This window comes from Amycolatopsis jiangsuensis (assembly GCF_014204865.1).
GTDB lineage: Bacteria > Actinomycetota > Actinomycetes > Mycobacteriales > Pseudonocardiaceae > Amycolatopsis > Amycolatopsis jiangsuensis.
In genome coordinates this window covers 5,429,850-5,451,288 of record NZ_JACHMG010000001.1, presented here as the reverse complement: position 1 = coordinate 5,451,288, position 21,439 = coordinate 5,429,850, and the positions used below count along the sequence as shown (strand labels likewise).

The following is a 21,439-nucleotide window of genomic DNA, read 5'->3' as shown; positions in this document are numbered from 1 at the left end:
TCAGAACCGGGCAGCCAGGCCGTCCGCGTACCGGTCGAGGTCCCCCGCGTACGGCGCCGGATCGCCGGTCGTCCCGGGCACGCTGACGAGTACCAGCGTCGCACCGCCGGGGGTCGTCCGCCGCAGGCTGGCCGCGCCGGCCGGCTGAGCGGGCACCGCGACCGGCTTGCCCGCGGGGAAGACGGCGACCGAGATCGCACCGTCGGCGAGCGGGAACCCCGCGCCGCGCGCACCCGTCGTACACACGCTGCCCGGGGAGGCACCCTTGGCGGTCAAGTGGCCTGGGAGCTCGCCAGCGAGGGCTGTGGCGAGCTCCCAGTCCACCCGTGCGCACCCGTGGGTGCCTTCGACCCGAGGGCCGGTCCTCCCGTCCCCGCTGTCTCCCTGCCGAGAAGGCTGGGCCGGGAAGTTCTGGACACTTCCGCTGTCAGTACCCAGAGGACGTGCGGCCGACGCACTGGGTTGCGCCGGACCCCCGGCGGAATTCAGCGTGGCGGGCGAACCGGACGTTCCGCCCGTACTGCCCACGATTCCCCAGGTTCCGAACCCCGCGGCCACGAGTACCGCGGCGGCACCCGCGGTAAACCGGTTGCGCCGGCGCAGCGTCTCGCGGCGTGAACGCCGGACCACGTCGGCCACGTCGAAGGTCGGCGAAGGCACGTCACCGGGAGCGCCGGAGAACAACTTCTCCACGTCGTGCTCATCCACCGGTCTCCACCTCCCGTTCCAGCACCTGCCGCAGGTTCGCCAGCCCCCGCGCCGTCTGGCTCTTCACGTTGCCTTCGCTGCAGCCGAGCGCCTTCGCCGCGGCGCCCACGTCGAGCCCGTCGAAGTAGCGCAGAACCAGCACCGCCCGCTGCCGTGGCGGGACCTCTTTCAACGCCGCGAGCAGGTCCTCCCTGGTCGCGACCCGTTCGGCAAGGCCCGGGCCGTCCGGCACCGGTTCCGGCAGCACGTCCGTCTGCCGCTCCCGCCGCCACGGCCGGCGCGATTCGTCGATCACCGCACGCACCAGCGTCTTGCGCAGGTAGGCGTCGGTGGCCGCGCGGTCCCTGATCTTCTTCCACCTCCGGTGCAGCGCGACGAACGCCGTCTGGGCGAGGTCGTCGGCCTTGTGCCAGTCACCGCAGAGCAGGTACGCGGTCCGGCGGACGGCATCCCGCTTCGCGGCGAAGTACTCCGCGAACTCCTGTTCGTCGCGCTGGTCCACGCGCTCTGCAGCTCCACTCGTGCGTTGTCAGGGGGAGGACGGATCCGGGGGCGTCCACGGTTGCACGGCCGGCCGGACGAGTTCCACCCGGGCACGTTGAACCGGACCCCGGTGTTGTGATGTGATCGGTTCGTGACCAGCTCAGTCCGGCCGATCGATTTCCGCTCCGACACCGTCACCCGTCCGGACGACGTCATGCGCCAGGCCATGGCGGAGGCCGAAGTCGACGACAACGTCATCGGAACCGACCCCACCATCGCCCGGCTGGAGCAGCGCGCCGCCCAGGTGCTCGGCATGCCGGCCGCGCTGTGGACGCCCAGCGGCACCATGGCGAACCTGATCGCGCTGAGCGTGCACCTGCGCCGCGGTGACCGGTTCCTCGCCACGCGCGGCGCGCACGTGCTCGCCAACGAACTCGGCTCGGCGGCCTGGCTGGCCGGCGGGATGCCGGACCTGCTCGAGCACGACGCGGGCCCCGGCCGGCCCACCCCGGAGACGCTGGCCGCCGCGATCGGCACCACCGGGCCGTACTTCGCGCTCCGCACCACACTGCTGTGCCTGGAGAACACGCACAACGCGGCGGGTGGCGCGGTCACCCCGCCGGACGAGCACGCGCGGCTGCTGTCGGTCGCGAAGCAGTCCGGGCTCACCGTGCACCTGGACGGCGCGCGGATCTGGCACGCGGCGGTGGCGCTGCAGGTGCCGCCCGCGGCGCTGACGGTCGGGGTGGACAGCGTGTCGGCCTGTTTCAGCAAGGGCCTCGGCGCACCCGTGGGCTCGGTGGTCGCGGGCAGCGAGGAGTTCGTGGAGCACGCGCGCCGGATGCGGCAGATGCTCGGCGGCGGCGTACGCCAGGGCGGCGTGCTGGCCGCGGCCTGTCTGGTGGCCCTGGACCGGGCCGACGAGCTGGGCGAAACGCACGAGTTCGCGCAGCGGCTGGCCACCGGCCTGACCGAACACGGCTGGCGCGTCACCCCGCCGGACACCAACATCGTGCTCGCCGACGTGCCGGATCTGCCGACCGCGCTGAGCTGGCTGGACTCGCTCGGCATCCGGACCGTGCCGATGGCGGGCAAGGTGCGGTTCACCACGCACCGCGATCTTTCCGCCGCCGACATCGAAGAAGCGCTGCGCCGCATCGACGACGGTGCCTGACCGGAAGAGGAGCCCCGTGCCCCACTGGATCGTGTTCGACTACGGCGAGGTGCTGTGCACCCGCACCACCGCGATTCCGGAACTGGCCGCGGCCATGGGGGTTTCGGCGGCGGCGTTCGAACCGGCCTACTGGGAGCTGCGGGACGCCTACGACCGTGGTTCCACGGACCTGGCGTACTGGACCTCGATCGGCGAACGGCTGGGTGTCGAGGTCGACGAGACGAAGTCGGCCGAGCTCACCGAACTGGACGTGGCGGGCTGGACGCACCTGGTCCCGTCGTCGGTCGAGCTGCTGGAATCACTGGCCGAGGCCGGTGCCGCGCTCGCCCTGCTGTCGAACGCCTCGGTGTCGTTCGGCGCATGGGTGCGCACGCAGGAGTGGGCGAAACTCTTCCGCCACCTGATCTTCTCCGGCGACGTCCGCTGCGCGAAACCGGACGCGGAGATCTACCACCTGCTGCTGGACCAGCTCGGCGCCGAACCGGCCGACTGCCTGTTCTTCGACGACCGGGAGTCCAATGTGGAGGGCGCAAGGGCAGTGGGCATCCGCGCCCACGTGTGGGACGGCACCGAGGCCGCCCGCGCCGCGCTCGGCTGATGCCGTGAAGGCCACCTGCGCGGAGGAGGCCTTCACGGACCTGCGTACGCGGCGTCAGCCGTTGATCCGCTTGGAACCTTTCTTGCCGGAGATCGCGCCGTAGGCCGCGGTGCCCAGGAACACCGCGCCGCCGATGATCGCGATCCACAGCACCGCCTTGAACACGAACCCGAGGATCCCGCCGAGCACCATGAAGGCGATCCAGGCGACGATGAGTCCTCCGACGATCTTCCAGAACATGACCCCTCCGAGCTCAGCAGTCCCCGCGCCACTCCGGCCCGGTACCCACCAGCCTGCCATCCGGCCGCCGAAATAGCGCTGTCTCCCGCCAACGTTCAGGGGGATCTCCGGGTTCCCCCTGAGCCCTCTTTCCTGGTCGCCCTGTCCTGGTCCTCTCGTCGTCTGGCTAGCGTGACCTGCGGTTTCACGCCGGTTGGATCCGGTTGAAGCCGAGCGGGTTCGGACGTGCGACGGCCTGGTGACGGCCTGGGCCGGTCTGCTCCGACCTGGACGGACCGGCCCCTTGCGCTGCCGTGGGACGGCTCGCTCTCGGGAGGCGCTTGCGGCTGACTGGGTGCGGCGGGGTCGGCGTCGTGGAGCTGGTCAGCGCGAAGCTCGTGGCTTCTGCGACGACTGCGTGACGGCCTGGCAGCCTTGAGAACCACCGGACCCGCTGATCAGTGGCCCATGGCAAAAGCTTTCCGGGTTCCCCCTGAACCTCCACTCACCTCAGCCAGGCCCCCAGTCTGCGGACTCCCTCGTCGAGGTCCGCGGCTGTTCCGGCGAAGGAGAACCGCACGAAGCGGCCGCCGTCGGTGGGGTCGAAGTCGATGCCGGGGGCGATGGCGACTCCGGTGTCCGCGAGCAGGCGCTGGCACCAGCTGAGGCTGTCGGTGGTGTACTCCGACACGTCGGCGTAGGCGTAGAAGGCGCCGTCGGCCGGAGCGAGCTTGTCGATTCCGATGCTTTTCAGGCCGGCGAACAGCCGGTCGCGGTTGCCGCGGTAGTGCGCCACGTGCGCGTCGGCCTCGGCGTAGGACTCCGGCGTGAACGCCGCCACCGCCGCGTGCTGCGAAAGGGCCGGAGGGCAGATGGTGAAGTTGCCGGTCAGCACGTCGACCGCGCGGTGCAGCCGCTGCGGTACCAGCATCCAGCCGAGCCGCCAGCCGGTCATCGCGAAGTACTTCGAGAACGAGCCGAGCACGAGTGACTCCCGGCCGTACCGCCAGGCGCAGTCGAGCTGACCGCCGTAGGAAATACCGTGGTAGATCTCGTCGCTGACCAGCTGTACGCCGTGCGAGGCGCACCAGCCGGAGATCGCGGCCAGCTCGCCGGGCGGCAGCACGGTGCCGGTCGGGTTGGCCGGTGCGGCCACGATGAGCCCGTCGAGCGGCCCGAGCTTCTCGAGCAGGCCGACAGTGGGCTGGAAGTTCGTCTCCGCGGTGGTCGGGAACTCGACGACCTCGCACCCGAGCACGGTCAGCAGGTTCCGGTAGGCCGGATAACCGGGACGCGCCATCGCGACCCGCGCGCCGGGATCGAACGCGCTCAGGAACGACAGCAGGAAGCCGCCGGACGAACCGGTGGTCATGACGACGTCCTGCGCGGCCACGTCGAGGTCGTAAGTACGCCGGTAGTGCCCGGCGACCGCCTCGCGCAGCTCGGGGATGCCGAGCTGCTCGGTGTAGCCGAGGGTGTGGTTGCCCAGCGCCTCGGCAGCCGCCCGCCGCACCGGCTCCGGCGCGGGCACCGACGGCTGACCGGCAGCGAGCGAAACGACGTCGCCGTGGCTGCGCTGCCGGGCCTGCGCGGCGGAAAGCACGTCCATCACATGGAAGGGAGGCACGCCCGCCCGCAACGCGGGACCGCCGAAAGCACCGATGTCGACCATGCCGTCAGGCTAAGGCCTTGCCGGGGTGAGCGGACCACCCCGGCAGGCCGCGGTCACGCGTTCTCGTCGAACGGAATCCCCTCCGGCTTCGCCTTGCCGAGGTTGCCGTTGAACTGGTCGTCCTTGATGCCCATCGTCGCGGAGCCGAAGTCGGCGGAGGTGAGCTTGTCGCGGATGCCCTCGGGGTAGCCGTCCCAGCCGACCAGGGTCGGATACTGCCAGCTGCCCTTGTGGTTCTCCGGCGGCTCGTCGTTGTCGTTGGCGGCGCGGAAGCAGTGCGTGGACACGCCGTCCTTGTGGTACACGACTTTCGCGTGCGTGCCGTCGAAGTGCAGGTCCTCGGCGGCGTGTACGGCGAACCCGCCGTGCTGCGAGGTCGAGACGTAGCGGACGTCGTCACCCTCGGTCCACACCACGACGTGCTCCCAGTCGTGCCGGTGCCCGGCGCTGCCGGGGCCGAGCGCGGCCTGGTCCTTCTCGAAGTAGAGCGTGTACATCTCGGCGCACCAGCCGTTGTTGCATTTGGTGCGGGAGTAGGAATTGGTGTTGTCGAGGTCGGATTCGTCCCGGCAGCTGCCGTTCACGTCCCCGCCGAGCGCCAGTCCGGGCGCGATCGTCCCGTCCGCCCCGATCCCCGGGGTCGGGTAGCAGCCGTCCTTGTCGTAGTCGAACGCGGGCTGGAACTTCTTCTCCAGATCGCTCGCGTTGCCGGGCAGCGCACCGGGTGGATCCGCCAGCGCGGCGGCCGGAAATCCCACGGAGAGCGCGAGCGTCGCACCCGCCACCATTGCCAGCCTGCGCACACGCGTCTTCATCGGGCCCTCCGCCGACCTACCGGGTATGGATTCCGGCAGAAATTTTCCACCGCGCACCGAAGGCGGAACAAGGCACGAAAAGGCACGAACGCCGCACCGTACGGGCACGGCGCGGCGTTCGACGACTGCCGGGTCAGTAACCCCGGTACGCGCCACCGTGGGACATCGCCTGGATCCCGGGCACGTTGCCGAGCGAGCCGTACCGGTCGATCGAGTACTGGACCCCGGCGATGATGTTGTCCACCGGGTTGTAGATGTTGTCGTGCCCGGGCAGCTTGTGCGCGTTGAAGGTCGAGTCGATGCACTGCATCAGGCCCTTGGACGGGTGCCCGGCGGCGGCGTTCGAGTTGCCGGTGAGGAAGAGGTGGTCCCCTTCCCGCGCCGTCCAGGTGCCGAGCTCGGTGGTGACACACCAGACGTCGCCACGAGCTGCCTCTTCGGCATCCAGGAACGCACCGGTGACGACCGGGTTGTTCGCCCGCACCGAGGCTTCCACCTGCCAGGTTTCATGCGCACTCGTCCGGTCCACATACGACACGCGCGGCCGCGCACCCGACAGGTAGACCGCCAGCACGATGGCTTCGAGCACTTCCCCAGGAGCCTGGTAGACCGTCACCTTGGGCTTCGCATACCCCGGTTGGTCGTGCCAGGTTCCTTCCGCGTCGATGACGGCCCTGAGCCAGGCGGTGCGCTGCGCCGACGACATCGCGAGCACCTGAGCGAACGCCTCGGACTTCGGATTGCCCGCACGCCGCAGCAGATCGTGGGCGTAGTCGTGGTCAAGCCGGAACTGGTGCCGTGGGCCGCAGCCGCCCCGGTCATCGACGTATTCGGCATGCGGAACGTCGGCCAGCAACTCCCGGATTTTCTCGACCATGGCCGGCTTCGACTGCGCGATCGACATGGTCGGTCGGTGTTTCCGGTTCTCGACCTGCCCGTCGCCGGCGATCCAGCCGAGGATGGCCGCCTCCGGCACGCTCACCTCCAGCCCGGCGCCGGTGTCCGCGGGCGCCGCAAGCAGGAGCCGATCACGGCTGCCCACCTGCTCGGTCGTGACGAACCGCCCCTCCACAGCGTGCTGGGATCGCGTCGGTACGCCGCGTTTCCCGTGGACCGTGAGCCAACGGTGGTTCGGCGTCGTCGTCGCCTGCCACCGGCTGTTGCCGATCCGGACGAGGCGCGCGTTCTCGTGGTGCACGATCCGGGTGATCCGGGTCCACTCACCACGGCCGGTCGCCGGGTTGTAGCCGATCGTCTCGTCGCCCACCTCGACGTCGCCGTGTTTGAGCAGTCCTCGCCGGGTGAGGATCGCGGTGTCGAGCGGCACGCAGTCCCAGTTGTTGATCGCGTTGGGGTCGCCGCCGGACTCGTGCTGGATGATCGCCCAGATGTTCTTGATGTCGGCGTCGGTCACGTTCACGCCCGCGGCCTGCAGCTCCTTGATCGCTTCCTGGATCCACTGCTGCACGTTGCCCGGTGGCGGGGACGAGGGCGGGCCACCACTCGGACCGAGGCCGCCGCCACCTCCGCCACCGCCGCCGCCTCCACCCGAACCGCCGCCGTCGTGGCCGGTGTGGATGCCGCCGGTGCTCTGCGGGGTGGTGCCACCCGAACCGGGGGGCTGGACCTTGTCGTAGCCGCCGTCGATCTGCTTCTTCATCAACGTCTGCGACTGGCCGATCATCCCGTTGGCCTGGTCGAGCAGGTCCTGGACCTGGCCGTCCCATTCGGTGGTGATCCGGTTGATGTCGGTCTTCGCCTCGGCCTTGATCTGGTCGGCGGTCTTCGCCGGGCCCGGCTTGTTCTGCGCGAGAGCGGTTTTCGCGGCCGCGGTGGCCGCGTCCATGTCGGTCTGCGCCTTCTGGTTGCGCGCGTTGACCGCGCCCTCCGCGCCGTGCAGCTTGTCGTTGGTGACCTTCGACTTGATGTCGCCGAGGTTCTTCGCCAGCGTGGACAGGTCGTTCGCGACGTCGCCGAGGTGTGCCTCGACCTTCGCGCCGGCGCTGCGCACCGAACGCACGTAGTCGAAGAAGGAGTCGGCCGCCTGGCCCGACCAGACACTGCTGTCGAGTGCCTTGGTGGTGTTGTCCAGCGCGGTCGAGTGGTCGGCCGCGTCGGTGGCGGCGCCGCGGAACTGGTCGGCGGCCTTGGTGATGGCGTCGACGTTCAGCTTGGCGACCTTGTCCACCTTGCCGGTGAACGCGCCCCAGTTGTCCGGCGTACCGGCCCCGGTCGCAGTCAAAGCCACGGGTGTACTCCCCCTCTTTCCCCGGTCGAGCGGATCAGGTCGTCACTTGTCCTCGTGCACGGTGAGGTCGCTCTTGGCGACCTCGTCCATTTCGGTCATCAGCCCTGCCGCCCGGCGCATCGCGAGGGCGAGCGCGTCCATGTGCTGCCCGGCGGCGTCGAACTGGCTGTGCACACCGTCCTTCAGATGGCCGACCGCACCGTGTGCGTCCTGCGCGTCGTCCATTCCGCCGAACGGGCTCTCCCGTTCGTCGTCCATTCCGGTGACCTTGTCCTTGGACTTGCGGAACTCTTCCTTGAGCTTCTCCACCTGGCGCGCCGCGCTGGCCATCGAATCAGCGTCGTAGACAGGCACTGCTCGCCTCACCCCTTCAGGAAACGTTCTTGCCCGGCCAGTCTGACGCACGTCTGACCAGGCCGGTTCCGCGTCAACTGTAAGACCTGGATTCCGGTGACGGTGGCGAACTCGGCCAAGTTCCACCCGGCGTGCCCACCGGATTCACGGAAAGTCCGAGAAGTCCGTTTCCCTGGTCAACTCCGGCTCACAGCGCCGACTGCAGTTCGTGGACCCGCTCGACGAGCACGGCGTTGTCGGCCGGACTGACCGTCGCCCAGCCACGACCGCCGGGGTCCTCGGTGAGCTGGAAGAGGTACCGGCCGGAATCCGTGTCGTAGAAGGCCGCCACCTGCGGCGAACGGCGGACGGTGCCGTCGCGCAGGACCCGTTCGGCGCAGAACTGGCCGCGGGCCTCCTGGCCGACCAGCATTCCGGCCAGCTCCTGGGCCTGCCACAGGTCCAGGCCCCGGTCCTCGAGCGCGGTGACCAGCGCTCGCGGCTCGCCTCGGGCGACCGCGTCGGCGGCGACCAGGGTGTCGTGCGGCACCGAGATCGACTGGCCGACGCCCGGGCCGAGGTCGCCCGCGACCGGCACCGCGGCCTCGGCCAGCGCGCCGTCGTCCGCGGGGATCAGCCACACCTCGTCGCGGTCGATCACGCCGAGCACGGCCTGACTTCCGCGGCTCACCGCGCGGCCGCGGATCTCTCGCTCGGCCCACACCCACACGTCGACCGCGTACTGCGGCCGGGCCAGCAGGTGCAACTGGTCGAGCAGGGCACCGGCCGGGCGGCCGCCGCGCGCGAGCCGTCGCCGGCTCAACGACTCCCACGCCGAGGCCACCAGCGCGGTGCGCTCGGTGTGCGTGGCCCCGGGCGAGGGCACGGCCAGCGCCGACGGGCGCCTGCCCAGCTCCAGCGATTCCCAGAGCACGTCGAATTCGAGTGCCGACAGCACCTGGCTCACGGTCAGCGCACTTCCCCCGTGCCGTCGCCGAGCACGTCGCGGGTGACCATGCGCCCGTCGGTGAACAGGTCCTTGTCGTCGACCCCGAACCGGCGTACGTGCTCGCCGTCCTGCTCGTCCTGGGTCGCGGCCGGGGAGAGGAACTTCGCGTCGCCACCGTCGGGCTCGGGCGTGAGCTGCTCGGCCTTGCGCAGCGCGACCGCCTCTTCCTCGGGCAGTTCGTCCACCGGCAGCGGACGCGCCGGGCCGTTCGACGGCGGACCGCCGAAGCCGCGGCCCTGCCGTTCGCGGTCACCGGCCAGCGCGCCACCCGCGACACCGGCACCGATCGCCGCGGCACCCGCCCCGACGTCCCCGGCGGACGCGCCACCCCGCGGCGGAGCCGGCGCGGGGTTCGCTGTCCCGGCCGGGCTCGGCGGCTGCGGATCGCTGCCGACCAGACGACCGCGGTTCAGCGCCTGGTCGTGCCCGCCACCGGGAAACGACGCACCACCGCCACCACCGCCGCCACGGCCGAGCACCCCGTCCGTCCCGGTGGTGCCGCGGGGACCGTCCGGGAGCAAGCTGCCGGACTTGCCTGCCTCAGGTGCACCGGTCCCGCGCTGCGACGGCGAACCGTCCGGCGCTGCCGCACCTCCGGATGCACCCGGACCACCGGGCGCTCCAGGGCCACCGGGCGCTGCCGGGCCACTGGGTACGCGGGCACCCGCGGCACCGCCGGAATGCCCCGATACGCCGGAGAACCCGGGCTGCCCAGGCACGTTCCCGATCGTGTGCCCACCCGGCCGGCTCACGCCGCCCTGCCCGGGCGGGACTTCCCGCGCCACAGGCGGTGTGGCGACGACGTTCGCGGCCGGCTCGACGCGGCCGGCCTGCGCAGCCTGCGCCGGAACGCCGTGAGCGGGCGTCGGCGGGTCCACCACGGGACGGCTGACCGGCTGCGGCGCAGGCGAAGGCGGTTCGACATACTGCGAACGCATCGAGGTCGACGACGGCCGGACCTCGCCGTCGGGCGTCACGTCGACTGCCGAGCCCGCGCGGTCCACGACGCCGGGCCGCCCGTCCGGCTCGCTTGTCGTCAAAGCCTGCGGTGCGTTCAGTTCCTCGCTGGACAACAGGATCTCGCCGCTTTGCAGGGCGTAGGCGTTCAACGCCTCCAGCGCCTGGGCACGCGCGTTCTGCGCGGCTTGGACCTCGGTCGCGTGATCGGTCTCGAACCCGATGAGGCTCAGCACCGAATCGCCGAAGGTGAAGCCGCCCGCACCTTTGCGGACGGTGGCCGCGTCCGGCAGCTTGTACTTGGTGTGACTGAACAATTCTCCTTGCGCGAACAGCATTTGCGCGGTGTGCGCGACCTTGCGCATGGCGTCCTGGGAGAAGCCGGCCTGTTCGGTCAGCACCTGCCCGGCCTGCCCGCCCGCCTCGCTCTGCCATTCGACGCCGAGCTTCGCCAGCTGCGTGCGCAACGTGCTGTCGGTTTCGCCGAGGGCGGTCGAGACCGCCCGCAGTGCCTCGACGGCCGTGCCGATGCTGTCGATTCCGTCGCCGTCGCCGAACTTCTCGATCTCCTCGGAGATGGCAGTGTCGGTCCAGCCGTCGAAGCGGTGGTCGCGGATCCTTCCCGCGAGGTCCGAGATCTCCACGCGCCCTCCCTAACTCCGTGCCTTGAGGCCCTGGACCGCCAGCCCGGCGGCCTGAATGGCGAGGTCGCACAACTGCGGCCTGCTGAACGCGCCGGAAGTGACCGCGAACGCCTGCGCGGCCAGCGTCCGGCCGTTCGCGACCCCGACCAGCACCTCGCAGTCCGACGGGGTGCCGGACGCGCGGTAATGCTTCAGCGCCGGATACTCCTCGACGCTGGTGGGCTCGGTGGTCATGCTGTTCTTCCGCCGTGCGCCGGTGAGCCACTCCTGCAGGTCGGCGCCGACGACACGCAGATGGAACGAGCGGAACGGCTCGGTCTTGGTGGCGTCGAGCACGCAGGTGGGCCCGTCGGCCGGATCCGCCGCCTCGCGCGGCACGCTGCTGACGCTCAGCGCATCGAGCTGGGCCTGCCCGATCAGCGTGCACGGATCCGTGCCGGCGATCGGCAGATCGGCCGGACGGGGCGGCAGATCGGCCGCCTTCGCCTGCTGCGAAGCCGAACTCGCCGCGGTCTGCACCGGATACGCCGTGCCCGGATCTCCGGACGAGCACCCGGCGACGCCGAGCACCGCGACCACGGCGAGTACCGGCTTAGTGGACGCCGTGCGCACCGCGGTCCCCGAACGCCGCGGCCTTGTCCGCTTCACTGGCCTCGTAGGTCTTCGCCGCCTCGCGCAGCTGCGCGACGAGCCGGTGCAGGTTCGCGACGTACTCGCGCACTTGCGCGACGTAGGACCGGTCACCGTCGGCCACGAGCAGATTCCACGCACCGATCGCGTTCACGCTCACCGTGTCCGCCGAGGGCGTGTCGACGCGCAGCTCGCCCAGCCGCGTGAGCAGCTTGTCCTCGAGCGCGTTGACCTGATCCTCCACGACCCTGGCCACCTCGAGCAGCTTTCCCGGCTCCACGACCAGGTCCGCGACCCCCGGCACGGCAGGGACCGAGGACGCCAGGCCGCTCAGCGGAGTGCTTGCTGGCATGCGCTACCCCTCACGTGATACGGACAGTGACCGTGCAAACCCGTTTCGAGGCTACCAACGGACGCGTGTGGCCGAGGCGAGTTTCACCAAGACCGCTCAGGCGGGGGCGGTGACCTCACCGTTGGCGGCACGCAGCGCGATGTCGGTGCGGTGGTGCGAGCCGGCGAGGTGCACGCGCTCGACGATCTCGTACGCGTGCTTGCGCGCCGATTTGAGCGTCTTGCCGGTGCCGACCACCGACAGCACCCGTCCGCCGGCGGACACGACCGCGCCGTCCTCGCGCCGCCGCGTGCCGGCGTGCAGGACGCCTTCGGTCTCGCCGCCGGTGATCACGTCGCCGGTGCGCGGTTTGCCGGGGTAGCCGTCGGCCGCGATCACCACGGTGACCGCGGCGCCGCCGGACCACTCCAGTGGCGGCAGCTCGGCCAGCCGTCCGGTGGCGGTCGCGTGCAGCACCTCGGCCAGCGACGTCCGCAGCAGCGCCAGCACGACCTGGGTTTCCGGATCCCCGAACCGGCAGTTGAACTCGATCACCTGCGGGCCGTCCGAGGTCAGCGCGAGGCCCGCGTAGAGCAGTCCGGAGAACGAGGAGCCCCGCTCGTCGAGTTCGTCCACCACCGGCTGCACGATCCGGGCGACGACGTCCTCGACCAGATCGTCGCCGGTCCACGGCAGTGGCGCGTACGCACCCATCCCGCCGGTGTTCGGCCCGGTACCACCGTCGCCGACGCGCTTGAAGTCCTGCGCGGGCAGCAGCGGCACCACGGTGCGCCCGTCCACGAAGCAGAACAGCGAGGCCTCCGGCCCGTCCAAAAAGGACTCCAGCAGCACCGGGTGTCCGCCGTCGAGAAGCATCAACGCGTGCTTGCGGGCCACCTCGACGTCCTGGGTCACCACCACGCCCTTGCCGGCGGCGAGCCCGTCGTCCTTCACCACCCACGTGGGACCGAAGCGCTGCAGCGCGGCGTCGAGACGCGCAGGCGTGTCCACGACCTCACTGCGCGCGGTCGGGACACCCGCGGCGGACATGACGTCCTTCGCGAACGCCTTGGAGCCCTCGATCCGCGCGGCGGCGGCAGTGGGCCCGAAGCAGGCGATGCCCGCGTCTCGCACAGCGTCTGCGACGCCCGCGACGAGCGGCACCTCGGGACCGATCACGACGAGGTCGGCCCGCCACTCCTTGGCCAGCGCGGCGACCGCGGCCGGCTCGGCGGGCTCGACTCCGAGCTGCTCGGCGACCGCGGCGGTGCCGGCGTTACCCGGCGCGCAGGCGAGCGCCGTGACGCCTGGGTCACCAGACACCGCGAGGACGAGTGCATGCTCACGGGCGCCGGACCCGATTACCAGTACGCGCACGCCGGACAGCGTAACGGTGCGTGCGCCGGCCGGGCAGATCGCCGTCCGCCATCCGCGTCGGCGAGCGGGACCCACCCGCCGTTCACCCGGTTGTCAGCCCCCGGTCCGGGTGGGTCGCCCCGCCGGACGCTTGCGGCGACGAGAGTGGCGCGGTAGTCGTGACCCCGGTCGCACCATCGGGTGCCTGGGAGAAAGAGGTCCTCCATGAAACGCAAGCGCGTCGGCGTGCTCGTCCTGTCCGGCCTGGTCCTCGCGACGGCCGCCGGCCTCGCGGTCGGTCCCGCCGCGGCCGGTGAGCAGCCCGCCCCGGATGCGGTGGCGACCGGCCACGGGCACGATGACCCGGTGATCGTCGGCCACCGCGGCGCCTCCGGCTACCGCCCGGAGCACACGCTCGCCTCCTACGAGCTGGCCTGGCGGATGGGCGTGGACTTCGTCGACGTCGACCTCGTGCCGACCAAGGACGGTCAGCTGGTGGCCCGGCACGAACCCGAGATCGGCGGCACCACCGACGTCGCCGACCATCCGGAGTTCGCCGCGCGCAGGACCAGCAAGGTCATCGACGGAACGAAGCTGACCGGGTGGTTCACCGAGGACTTCACCCTCGCCGAGCTGAAGACGCTGCGCGCGAAGGAACGGATCCCGGAGAACCGGCCGAACAACCAGCTCTACGACGGGCGGTTCCCGATCGCCACCTACCAGGAGGTGCTGGACCTCTCGCGCCGGCTGGGCCGGGAGCTGCACCGCACGCTCGGCACCTACCCGGAGGTCAAGCACTCCACCTACTTCACCTCGATCGACAACCCCATCGAGCCGAAGCTGGTGGCGCTGCTGAACCGCAACGGACTGAACCGGCCGGGCGCGCCGGTGGCCATCCAGTCGTTCGAGGTGTCGAACCTGCAGGCGCTGCACCGCCAGGTGCGGGTGCCGCTGCTGCAGCTGACCGAGGCGAGCGGGGCACCGGCCGACCTCGTGGCCAAGGGCGACAAGCGCACGTACGCCGACCTCGTCTCGCCGGCCGGGCTGCGTGAGATCGCGAAGTACGCGACCTACCTCGGGCCGGACAAGTCGCAGGTCATCCCGCTGGACGCCGACGAAAACCCGGGCAGCCCCACTTCGCTGGTCGCCGACGCGCACCGGGCGGGGCTGAAGGTGGCGCCGTACACGTTCCGCAACGAAAACCCGTTTCTGCCCGCGAATCTGCGTTCGTCGGAGAGCCCGACCGCGTACGGGAACGTCTTCGCCGAGGAGGCCGCGTTCCTGAAGGCCGGCGTGGACGGGTTCTTCGCCGACCAGCCGGACACCGCGCTGGAGTCACTGCACGACTTCCTCGGCCGCTGAGCAGGTCGCTGCCTTGACACCCGCAAACGGGTCGGGCTAGCTTCTGCGGACTCATTGGTCTGTCCGCATACCTTTCAGGTGGGTGCCCGATGGATGTCTCCGACCAGCAGACCGCCGAACCCGACCATCCGGACGACGACAGCGCACGCCTGCACGCGCTGGGGTACGCCCAGGAACTCAAGCGGACCATGTCGGCGTTCTCGAACTTCGCCGTCTCGTTCACGATCATCTCGATCCTGTCCGGCTGCCTGACCCTCTACGGCTTCGGCATGACCACCGGTGGGCCCGCGGCGATGATCTGGGGCTGGCCGCTGGTCGGATTGTTCGTGGTGCTCGTCGGGCTCGGCATGGCGGAGGTGTGCTCGAGCTACCCGACCGCGGGCGGGCTGTACTACTGGGCGGCGAAGCTCGCCGCCCGCAACGGGCCGGCGTGGTCGTGGTTCACCGGCTGGTTCAACCTGATCGGGCAGATCGCGGTCACCGCGGGCATCGACTTCGGGGCGGCGTTGTTCCTCAACGCGTTCCTGGACCTGCAGTGGGGGTTCAGCGCCACGCCGGGGCACACGATCCTGCTGCTGGCGATCATCCTCGTCGTGCACGGTGCGCTGAACACCTTCGGCGTGCGGGTGGTCGCGCTGCTGAACAGCGTCAGCGTGTGGTGGCACCTGCTCGGGGTGCTGGTGATCGTGGGCGTGCTCGTGTTCGTGCCCGCCAAGCACCAGGACGCGTCGTTCGTGTTCGGCAGCTTCGTCAACCAGACGGGCTGGGGATCGGCGCCGTACGTGTTCGCACTCGGGTTGCTGCTGTCGCAGTACACCCTCACCGGGTACGACGCGTCGGCGCACATGACCGAGGAGACGAGGAACGCCGCCAAGGCCGGACCACGCGGGATCATCACGTCGATCCTGGTGTCGCTGGCCGCAGGCTGGGTCCTGCTGATCGGCCTGACCTTCGCGATCCAGGACTACGACGGCGCGGTCAACTCGGCCACCGGGGTCCCGCCCGCGCAGATCTTCATCGACGCGACCGGCGCCGTCACCGGGAAGTTCCTGCTGCTGATCTGCATCGGCGCACAGCTGTTCTGCGGGATGGCCTCGGTGACCGCGAACTCCCGGATGATCTACGCCTTCGCCCGCGACGGCGCGATCCCCGGCTCGAAGTTCTGGCACCGCATCAACAAACGCACCCAGACCCCGACCAACGCGGTGTGGCTGGCCGCCGGCGGCGCACTGGTGCTGGCGCTGCCGTACCTGTGGAGTGAGACGGCGTACGCAGCGGTCACGTCGATCGCCACGGTCGGCCTGTACGTCGCGTACGTGATCCCCGTGTTCCTGCGCGTCCGGCGCGGTGCGGCCTTCGAGAAGGGGCCGTGGAACCTGGGCCGCTGGGGCAAGCCGATCGGCATCGTCGCGACCGCGTGGGTGGCGGTGATCTTCGTGTTGTTCATGCTGCCGCAGACCGCCCCGGTCACCGTCGACACCTTCAACTACACCCCCATCGCCTTCCTGGTGGTGCTGGGCGGCGCCGCACTGTGGTGGGTGCTGTCCGCGCGGAAGTGGTTCACCGGCCCGAAGGTGCAGGGCTCCGCGGCGGAGCTGGCCGCGGTGGAACAGGAGCTGAAGGACCTGGGCTGAGGCTACCGTCCATAGTCCACTGTGGACTCGCCGGCGGCCCGGTCCGGTACTCGTGCGCCGACACGGTGACCGGAACCGGCGGAGCTCGCCCGTGATGGGCGAAAATACCGGGTATGGAGACCCTGACACTGGTCGGCGTGCTCGCCGGTTCCCTCGGGCTGACAGCGCTGGCCCGCCGGTTCAACCTGTCCGCGCCGCTGGTGATCGTGGTGGTCGCGCTGGGTGTGGCGGTGCTGCCCGGCGTGCCGCGGATCGAGCTGGAACCCGAGCTGATCCTCACCCTGGTGCTGCCGCCGCTGCTCTACTCGACCTCGCTGGAGAGCTCACTGACCCACTTCCGGGCGAATCTGCGGTCGATCGTCTCGCTCGGTGTGCTGCTGGTCGTGGTCACCGCGTTCGTGATCGCGTTCGTGGTGCATCTGATCCTGCCGGACCTGCCGTGGGCCTCGGCGCTCGTGCTGGGTGCGGTGGTCTCGCCGCCGGACGCGGTCACCGCGGTGGCGATCGGGCGGAGGCTCGGTCTGCCGCGCGGGATCATGGCCGTGCTGACCGGCGAAAGCCTGGTGAACGACGCGGCCGCGCTGACCCTGTACAAAGTCGCGCTCGCCGCGGTCGCCGGGACCGCCGGTTCGCTGGGCCACGGGTTCGCCGTGTTCGCGGTGGCGACCGTGCTCGGCATCGCGGTCGGGCTGGTCTTCGGGCTGGTCGTGGATTTCCTCCGCTCGCGGCTCGACGATCCGATGATGGAGTCGGCGTTCGGCATCGTGGTCCCGTTCGCCGCGTACGTCACGGCCGAACATCTGCACCCGTTCGGTCCCGAGTTCAGCGGCTCGGGCGTACTGGCGGTGGTCTCCGCCGGACTGTTCCTCGGCTACCGGTCCCTCGGCGCCTCACCGGCGACGCGGATGCAGGACCGTTCGGTGTGGTCGTCGATCGACCTGATGCTGGAGGCCCTGGTGTTCGCGCTGGTGGGCCTGCAGCTGCCGTTCGTGCTCGAAGGAGCGCAAAACGCCGCGCGGGACAACGGAACGCTGGCCGCGGTCGCCGCGGTGGTACTCGGCGTCACCATGTTCGTCCGCATCCCGGCGGTGTTCCTGTCCGCCTACCTGCCCAAGTCACTGCAGCTGATCGGCCGGACGAAACGAGATCCGACGTCGTGGCGCTCACTCGCGGTGGTGTCGTGGACCGGGATGCGCGGGGTGGTCACCATCGCCGCCGCGTCCGGCGTACCCGAGAACACCCCCGGCCGGGCCGAGATCCAGCTGTTCGCCTTCACCGTCGCGGTGGGCACGGTGCTGATCCAGGGGCTCACCCTGCCGCCGCTGATCCGGCTGCTCAAGGTGCAGGATCCGGACGAGGAGGCGCGCGACCAGGCCGAGGAACTGGCCGCTCGCGAGGTCGCGCAGAAGGCCGCGCACGAGCGGCTGCGGGAACTCAGCAGGGACAAGCTGTCCAAAATGGACATCGAACCGGAGAAGCTGCAGCGCCTGCAGGAGCGGCTGGAACGCGTGGTGGACGCGCGGTACCGGTTCGCGCAGGCCTCGATCACGCTCTCCGGCGAGGAACGCCGGGCCACCCCGCAAGCCCAGTTCGCGCGGGCCCGGCGCGAGCTGCTCATCACGCAGCGGGCGGCGATGATCGAGGAGAACCGCGCCGGCCGGCTGGACGACGACGTCCTGCAGCGGGTGCTGCGCGAACTGGACCTGGAGGAGATGGCGGTCTCGACCTCGATCCGCAACCGGATGGCCTGAGGCGCGGACATTGTTCTGCCCGGCTCCCAGCAGGCGGGAGCCGATGCGCGACGTCCGCGGGGACCCGCACCCTGGGGCCCCGACGACCCCCAGGAGGACCGATGTCCCTGACCGACGTCATCGACGGCACCCACGAAGCCGTGAAAGCCGACCCGCGCAACGCGGCGGTGTCGTTCAGCGTGCAGCACGCACTGGCCGCCGGCACCAAGACGGTGGTCGACGTGCGCGTGCGCGACCACCAGCTGACCGTCGACGAGCCGCCCGCGCTCGGCGGCACCGACAGCGCCGCCAACCCGGTGGAGTACGCGCTCGCGTCGCTGGGCTCCTGCCAGGTGATCACGTACCAGTTCTGGGCGGCCCGGCTGGGCATCCAGCTCGACGCGGTGCGCGTGCAGGTGGACGGCGACCTGGACCTGCACGGCTTCTTCGGCTTCGACGAAGCCACCCGCCCCGGTTTCCGCGACGTCCGGGTCTCGGTCGAACTCGAGGGCCCGGCCCCGGCCGAACGCTACGAGGAACTGCGCCGCGCGGTCGACGAGCACTGCCCGGTACTGGACCTGTTCCGCCACGAAACCCCGGTCAGCACGAAGATCGGCTGACCGGGACGCCGCCTCAGGCGAACTCGTGCCGCACGATGGTCTGGTCGCGGCCGGGGCCCACGCCGATGGCCGAGACCCGGGCGCCGGCCAGCTCCTCGATGCGCTCGACGTAGGCGCGGGCGTTGGCCGGCAGCTCGTCGTAGGTGCGGCAGGTCGAGATGTCCTCGAACCAGCCGGGCAGCTCCTCGTAGACCGGGACCGCGTGGTGCACGTCGGTCTGCGTCATCGGCATGTCCGAGGTGCGGAAGCCGTCCACCTCGTAGCCCACGCACACCGGCACCTTCTCCAGGCCGGACAGCACGTCCAGCTTGGTCAGGAAGTAGTCGGTGATGCCGTTGACGCGGACCGCGTAGCGCGCGATCACCGCGTCGAACCAGCCGGTGCGCCGCGAACGGCCGGTGGTCACGCCGAACTCGCCACCCTGTTTGCGCAGGTACTCGCCGGACTCGTCGTCCAGTTCGGACGGGAACGGGCCGGAGCCGACGCGGGTGGTGTAGGCCTTCAGGATGCCGAGCACGGTGGTGATCCGGCCGGGGCCGATGCCCGATCCGGCACTGGCGCCGCCGGAGGTCGGGTTGGACGAGGTCACGAACGGGTAGGTGCCGTGGTCCACGTCGAGCAGGGTGCCCTGCGAACCCTCCAGCAGCACGGTGTCCCCGCGCTCGAGCGCCTGGTTCAGCTGCAGCCGGGTGTCGGCGATGCGGTGCGCGAACTTCTCGCCCGCGGCCAGCACCTCGTCGGCCACCTGGTCGGCGTCGAGTGCCTTGCGGTTGTAGACCTTGACCAGCACCTGGTTCTTGAACTCGAGCGCCGCCTCGACCTTCTGCCGGAAGATCTTCTCGTCCAGCAGGTCCTGTGCACGCACGCCGACCCTGGCAATCTTGTCCTGGTAGCACGGCCCGATCCCACGGCCGGTGGTGCCGATCTTGCGGCTGCCAAGGTAGCGCTCGGTGACTTTGTCGATCTCCACGTGGTACGGCATGATCAAATGCGCGTCGGCGGAGATCTGCAGGCCGCTGGTGTCCACGTCGCGGGCTTCCAGCCCGGCCAGCTCGTCGAGCAGCACCCCCGGATCGACCACCACGCCGTTGCCGATCACGTTGGTCACGCCAGGGGTGAGGATGCCCGACGGGATGAGGTGCAGTGCGAAGTTCTCGCCGCCTGGCAGCACGACCGTGTGGCCCGCGTTGTTTCCGCCCTGGTAACGGACGACCCACTGGACGCGGTCGCCGAGCAGGTCGGTCGCCTTGCCCTTGCCCTCGTCGCCCCACTGGGCACCGATCAGCACGATCGCCGGCATGTGACACTCCAGGTGTTCGGCAACAGGAAAACGCGTCCCGGCAGGGGACACGGGTGGCGCTGGTAAATGCCGGTGCATGACTGTAACGGAGGACCCACGGGTGCGCGGAACGGTGGTGGCCTGTGGAACGGCCGGACAGCGGGCCACGGCTGCGTCCGGCCTGCCGGTGGCCTGCGTCCCGGACCGTCCCGGCAAGGCGGAAATCGACCCCTTGCTGGGGGAACACGATCGGCTGGTGGTCGCGGGCACGGACGCCGACCTGGCCGCCGTCGTGGTGCGGATCATGCGCCGCGAACGGCTGGCGGACGTGTCGGTGGGCTACCTGCCGGTCGAGTCCTCGCGCGCTGCGGGGCGCTGGGCGCTGCCCGCTGATCCGGCCGACGCGCTCGCGGTCGCGTGGGAGGGAGCCGACGCCACAGTCCCGCTCGTGCGCGACGACAGCGGAGGCGTGCTGCTCGGGTATGCGAGCCTGCGTGCTGTCAAGGGCCAGGCGTATTGCGACGAACAGGTGGCATTCGACGGCGAAGTCTCCGCCGTGGAAGTCGCCCCCGACGACGTCGGCGTGACGGCCCGGGTGACCCGCGGACGGCTTCTGAAGCGTTCGGCGACCTTCCGCGGCCGCGCCTTCCAGGTCGGCTGCGTACCCACGTCTTCGCTGGTCGTCGACGGGGTGGCGGACGGACGGGAGATCACCCGCCGGACGTGGTACCGGCACACCGCCGACCTCCGGCTCGCGCACGACTGAGGGCGGAATTCGCTTCCGAGCACTCCGTTGGTGACTTTCTGTTTACAGAAGGTCTGTTACATGTCATCCCAAGGTGTTGCGTCGGCCACTTCCGTGGTTGAGGGTTATTTGTACCCGCACCTGACTGGGAGGCAGCAAAATGCTGACCACACGCACTGTTCGCAATTCCTTGACCGTTATGGCCGGCGTGGCGCTGCTCGGCGCGACCACAGTCGGCGTCGCCGGGGCCACGCCGCCGGGTATCCCGTCCACGGCCGACGCGCAGAGCGCCCTCGCCGCGCTGACCGTGCAGCCCGACGGCTCGCAGGACGGCTACAGCCGCGACAAGTTCCCGCACTGGATCGACCAGGGCGACAGCTGCAACACCCGCGAAGCGGTGCTCAAACGAGACGGCACCGACGTACAGGTCGGCTCGGACTGCTACCCGACCTCGGGCACCTGGGAATCGCCGTACGACGGCGGAAGCTGGACGTCACCGTCCGATGTGGACATCGACCACGTGGTGCCGCTGGCCGACGCGTGGCGCACCGGCGCCTCGTCCTGGACCCAGGACCAGCGCGAGGCCTACGCCAACGACCTGAGCGACCCGCAGCTGATCGCGGTCACCGACAACGTGAACCAGGAGAAGGGCGACAAGTCGCCGGACCAGTGGAAGCCGCCGTCCACCGACTACTGGTGCACCTACGCCAAGATGTGGGTGGCCGTGAAGCAGAAGTTCGAGCTCACCATCAACACCGCGGAGAAGTCGGCGCTGACCGACATGCTCGGCCGCTGCTGATCCGGGCTCGGGCGCTGCTGATCCGGGCACCACCGAAACTGGATGCCGCCGAACGGGGCACGGCCGATCCGGGCGTTGCCCTCCGGGTGAAGT

Annotated in this window: 20 protein-coding genes and 2 pseudogenes; 8 read left to right on the top strand and 14 right to left on the bottom strand. The window is 70.4% G+C overall.

Features of this window, described 5'->3' with window-relative positions; translation table 11 throughout:
* Together BJY18_RS24645 and BJY18_RS24640 are read right to left on the bottom strand one after the other, a co-directional pair.
* Positions 1–708 (bottom strand): hypothetical protein, encoded by a 708-nt coding sequence (locus BJY18_RS24645; RefSeq protein ID WP_184782284.1) that lies wholly within the window; start codon positions 706–708, stop codon positions 1–3.
* On the bottom strand, positions 701–1,210 hold the full coding sequence (locus BJY18_RS24640; RefSeq protein ID WP_184782282.1) for a SigE family RNA polymerase sigma factor: 510 nt from the start codon (positions 1,208–1,210) through the stop codon (positions 701–703). The genes BJY18_RS24645 and BJY18_RS24640 overlap by 8 nt, the downstream gene beginning before the upstream one ends.
* A 132-nt stretch (positions 1,211–1,342) precedes the next feature.
* Here BJY18_RS24640 and BJY18_RS24635 point away from each other — a divergent pair, with 132 nt between their 5' ends.
* Together BJY18_RS24635 and BJY18_RS24630 are read left to right on the top strand one after the other, a co-directional pair.
* Positions 1,343–2,365, top strand: coding sequence for a threonine aldolase family protein (locus tag BJY18_RS24635; protein WP_184782280.1), 1,023 nt, complete (start codon positions 1,343–1,345; stop codon positions 2,363–2,365).
* Between the two features lie 16 nt (positions 2,366–2,381).
* Positions 2,382–2,963, top strand: coding sequence for an HAD-IA family hydrolase (locus tag BJY18_RS24630; protein ID WP_312873946.1), 582 nt, complete (start codon positions 2,382–2,384; stop codon positions 2,961–2,963).
* Positions 2,964–3,017: 54 nt separating this feature from the next.
* Here the strand turns inward: BJY18_RS24630 and BJY18_RS24625 are convergent, their stop codons facing one another.
* From BJY18_RS24625 to purD, 11 genes and pseudogenes are all read right to left on the bottom strand, one after another.
* Positions 3,018–3,203: a hypothetical protein gene (locus tag BJY18_RS24625; protein ID WP_184782278.1), complete on the bottom strand. Its 186-nt coding sequence runs from the start codon at positions 3,201–3,203 to the stop codon at positions 3,018–3,020.
* Between the two features lie 484 nt (positions 3,204–3,687).
* A complete protein-coding gene (locus BJY18_RS24620) occupies positions 3,688–4,854 on the bottom strand; it encodes a pyridoxal phosphate-dependent aminotransferase (protein ID WP_184782276.1) in 1,167 nt (388 codons plus the stop codon).
* A gap of 53 nt (positions 4,855–4,907) precedes the next feature.
* A complete protein-coding gene (locus BJY18_RS24615) occupies positions 4,908–5,669 on the bottom strand; it encodes an NPP1 family protein (RefSeq protein WP_184782274.1) in 762 nt (253 codons plus the stop codon).
* 133 nt (positions 5,670–5,802) lie between these two features.
* Positions 5,803–6,018 (bottom strand): annotated as a pseudogene (locus BJY18_RS24610) (transglycosylase SLT domain-containing protein); the annotation flags it as partial.
* Between the two features lie 1,596 nt (positions 6,019–7,614).
* Positions 7,615–7,857, bottom strand: a pseudogene (locus BJY18_RS37025) (WXG100 family type VII secretion target); the annotation flags it as partial.
* Between the two features lie 102 nt (positions 7,858–7,959).
* Positions 7,960–8,271 (bottom strand): hypothetical protein, encoded by a 312-nt coding sequence (locus tag BJY18_RS24600; protein WP_184782272.1) that lies wholly within the window; start codon positions 8,269–8,271, stop codon positions 7,960–7,962.
* 187 nt (positions 8,272–8,458) lie between these two features.
* Positions 8,459–9,217 carry an ESX secretion-associated protein EspG gene (locus tag BJY18_RS24595; RefSeq protein ID WP_184782270.1) on the bottom strand — a complete coding sequence of 253 codons (759 nt, stop codon included), beginning with the start codon at positions 9,215–9,217 and terminating at the stop codon, positions 8,459–8,461.
* A 2-nt stretch (positions 9,218–9,219) separates the two neighbouring features.
* Positions 9,220–10,860 (bottom strand): hypothetical protein, encoded by a 1,641-nt coding sequence (locus tag BJY18_RS24590; RefSeq protein WP_184782268.1) that lies wholly within the window; start codon positions 10,858–10,860, stop codon positions 9,220–9,222.
* A 9-nt stretch (positions 10,861–10,869) separates the two neighbouring features.
* Positions 10,870–11,472, bottom strand: coding sequence for a DUF3558 domain-containing protein (locus tag BJY18_RS24585; protein ID WP_312873945.1), 603 nt, complete (start codon positions 11,470–11,472; stop codon positions 10,870–10,872).
* Entirely contained in the window at positions 11,453–11,842 is a 390-nt protein-coding gene (locus BJY18_RS24580) for a PE domain-containing protein (protein WP_184782266.1), read from the bottom strand. The genes BJY18_RS24585 and BJY18_RS24580 overlap by 20 nt, the downstream gene beginning before the upstream one ends.
* Before the next feature lie 96 nt (positions 11,843–11,938).
* Entirely contained in the window at positions 11,939–13,198 is a 1,260-nt protein-coding gene (gene purD / locus BJY18_RS24575; protein ID WP_184782264.1) for a phosphoribosylamine--glycine ligase, read from the bottom strand.
* Between the two features lie 204 nt (positions 13,199–13,402).
* Between purD and BJY18_RS24570 the strand changes: the two genes are divergently transcribed.
* From BJY18_RS24570 to BJY18_RS24555, 4 genes are all read left to right on the top strand, one after another.
* Positions 13,403–14,539 (top strand): glycerophosphodiester phosphodiesterase, encoded by a 1,137-nt coding sequence (locus tag BJY18_RS24570; protein WP_184782262.1) that lies wholly within the window; start codon positions 13,403–13,405, stop codon positions 14,537–14,539.
* 89 nt (positions 14,540–14,628) lie between these two features.
* Positions 14,629–16,173: an amino acid permease gene (locus BJY18_RS24565; protein ID WP_184782261.1), complete on the top strand. Its 1,545-nt coding sequence runs from the start codon at positions 14,629–14,631 to the stop codon at positions 16,171–16,173.
* Between the two features lie 113 nt (positions 16,174–16,286).
* On the top strand, positions 16,287–17,924 hold the full coding sequence (locus BJY18_RS24560) for a Na+/H+ antiporter (RefSeq protein ID WP_184782259.1): 1,638 nt from the start codon (positions 16,287–16,289) through the stop codon (positions 17,922–17,924).
* A 101-nt stretch (positions 17,925–18,025) separates the two neighbouring features.
* On the top strand, positions 18,026–18,523 hold the full coding sequence (locus BJY18_RS24555) for an OsmC family protein (RefSeq protein WP_184782257.1): 498 nt from the start codon (positions 18,026–18,028) through the stop codon (positions 18,521–18,523).
* Between the two features lie 13 nt (positions 18,524–18,536).
* Here the strand turns inward: BJY18_RS24555 and BJY18_RS24550 are convergent, their stop codons facing one another.
* Entirely contained in the window at positions 18,537–19,823 is a 1,287-nt protein-coding gene (locus tag BJY18_RS24550; protein ID WP_184782255.1) for an adenylosuccinate synthase, read from the bottom strand.
* Positions 19,824–19,899: 76 nt separating this feature from the next.
* Between BJY18_RS24550 and BJY18_RS24545 the strand changes: the two genes are divergently transcribed.
* On the top strand, positions 19,900–20,568 hold the full coding sequence (locus BJY18_RS24545) for a hypothetical protein (RefSeq protein ID WP_246458965.1): 669 nt from the start codon (positions 19,900–19,902) through the stop codon (positions 20,566–20,568).
* A 178-nt stretch (positions 20,569–20,746) separates the two neighbouring features.
* Positions 20,747–21,346 carry an HNH endonuclease family protein gene (locus BJY18_RS24540; protein WP_246458964.1) on the top strand — a complete coding sequence of 200 codons (600 nt, stop codon included), beginning with the start codon at positions 20,747–20,749 and terminating at the stop codon, positions 21,344–21,346.
* Positions 21,347–21,439: the final 93 nt, after the last annotated feature.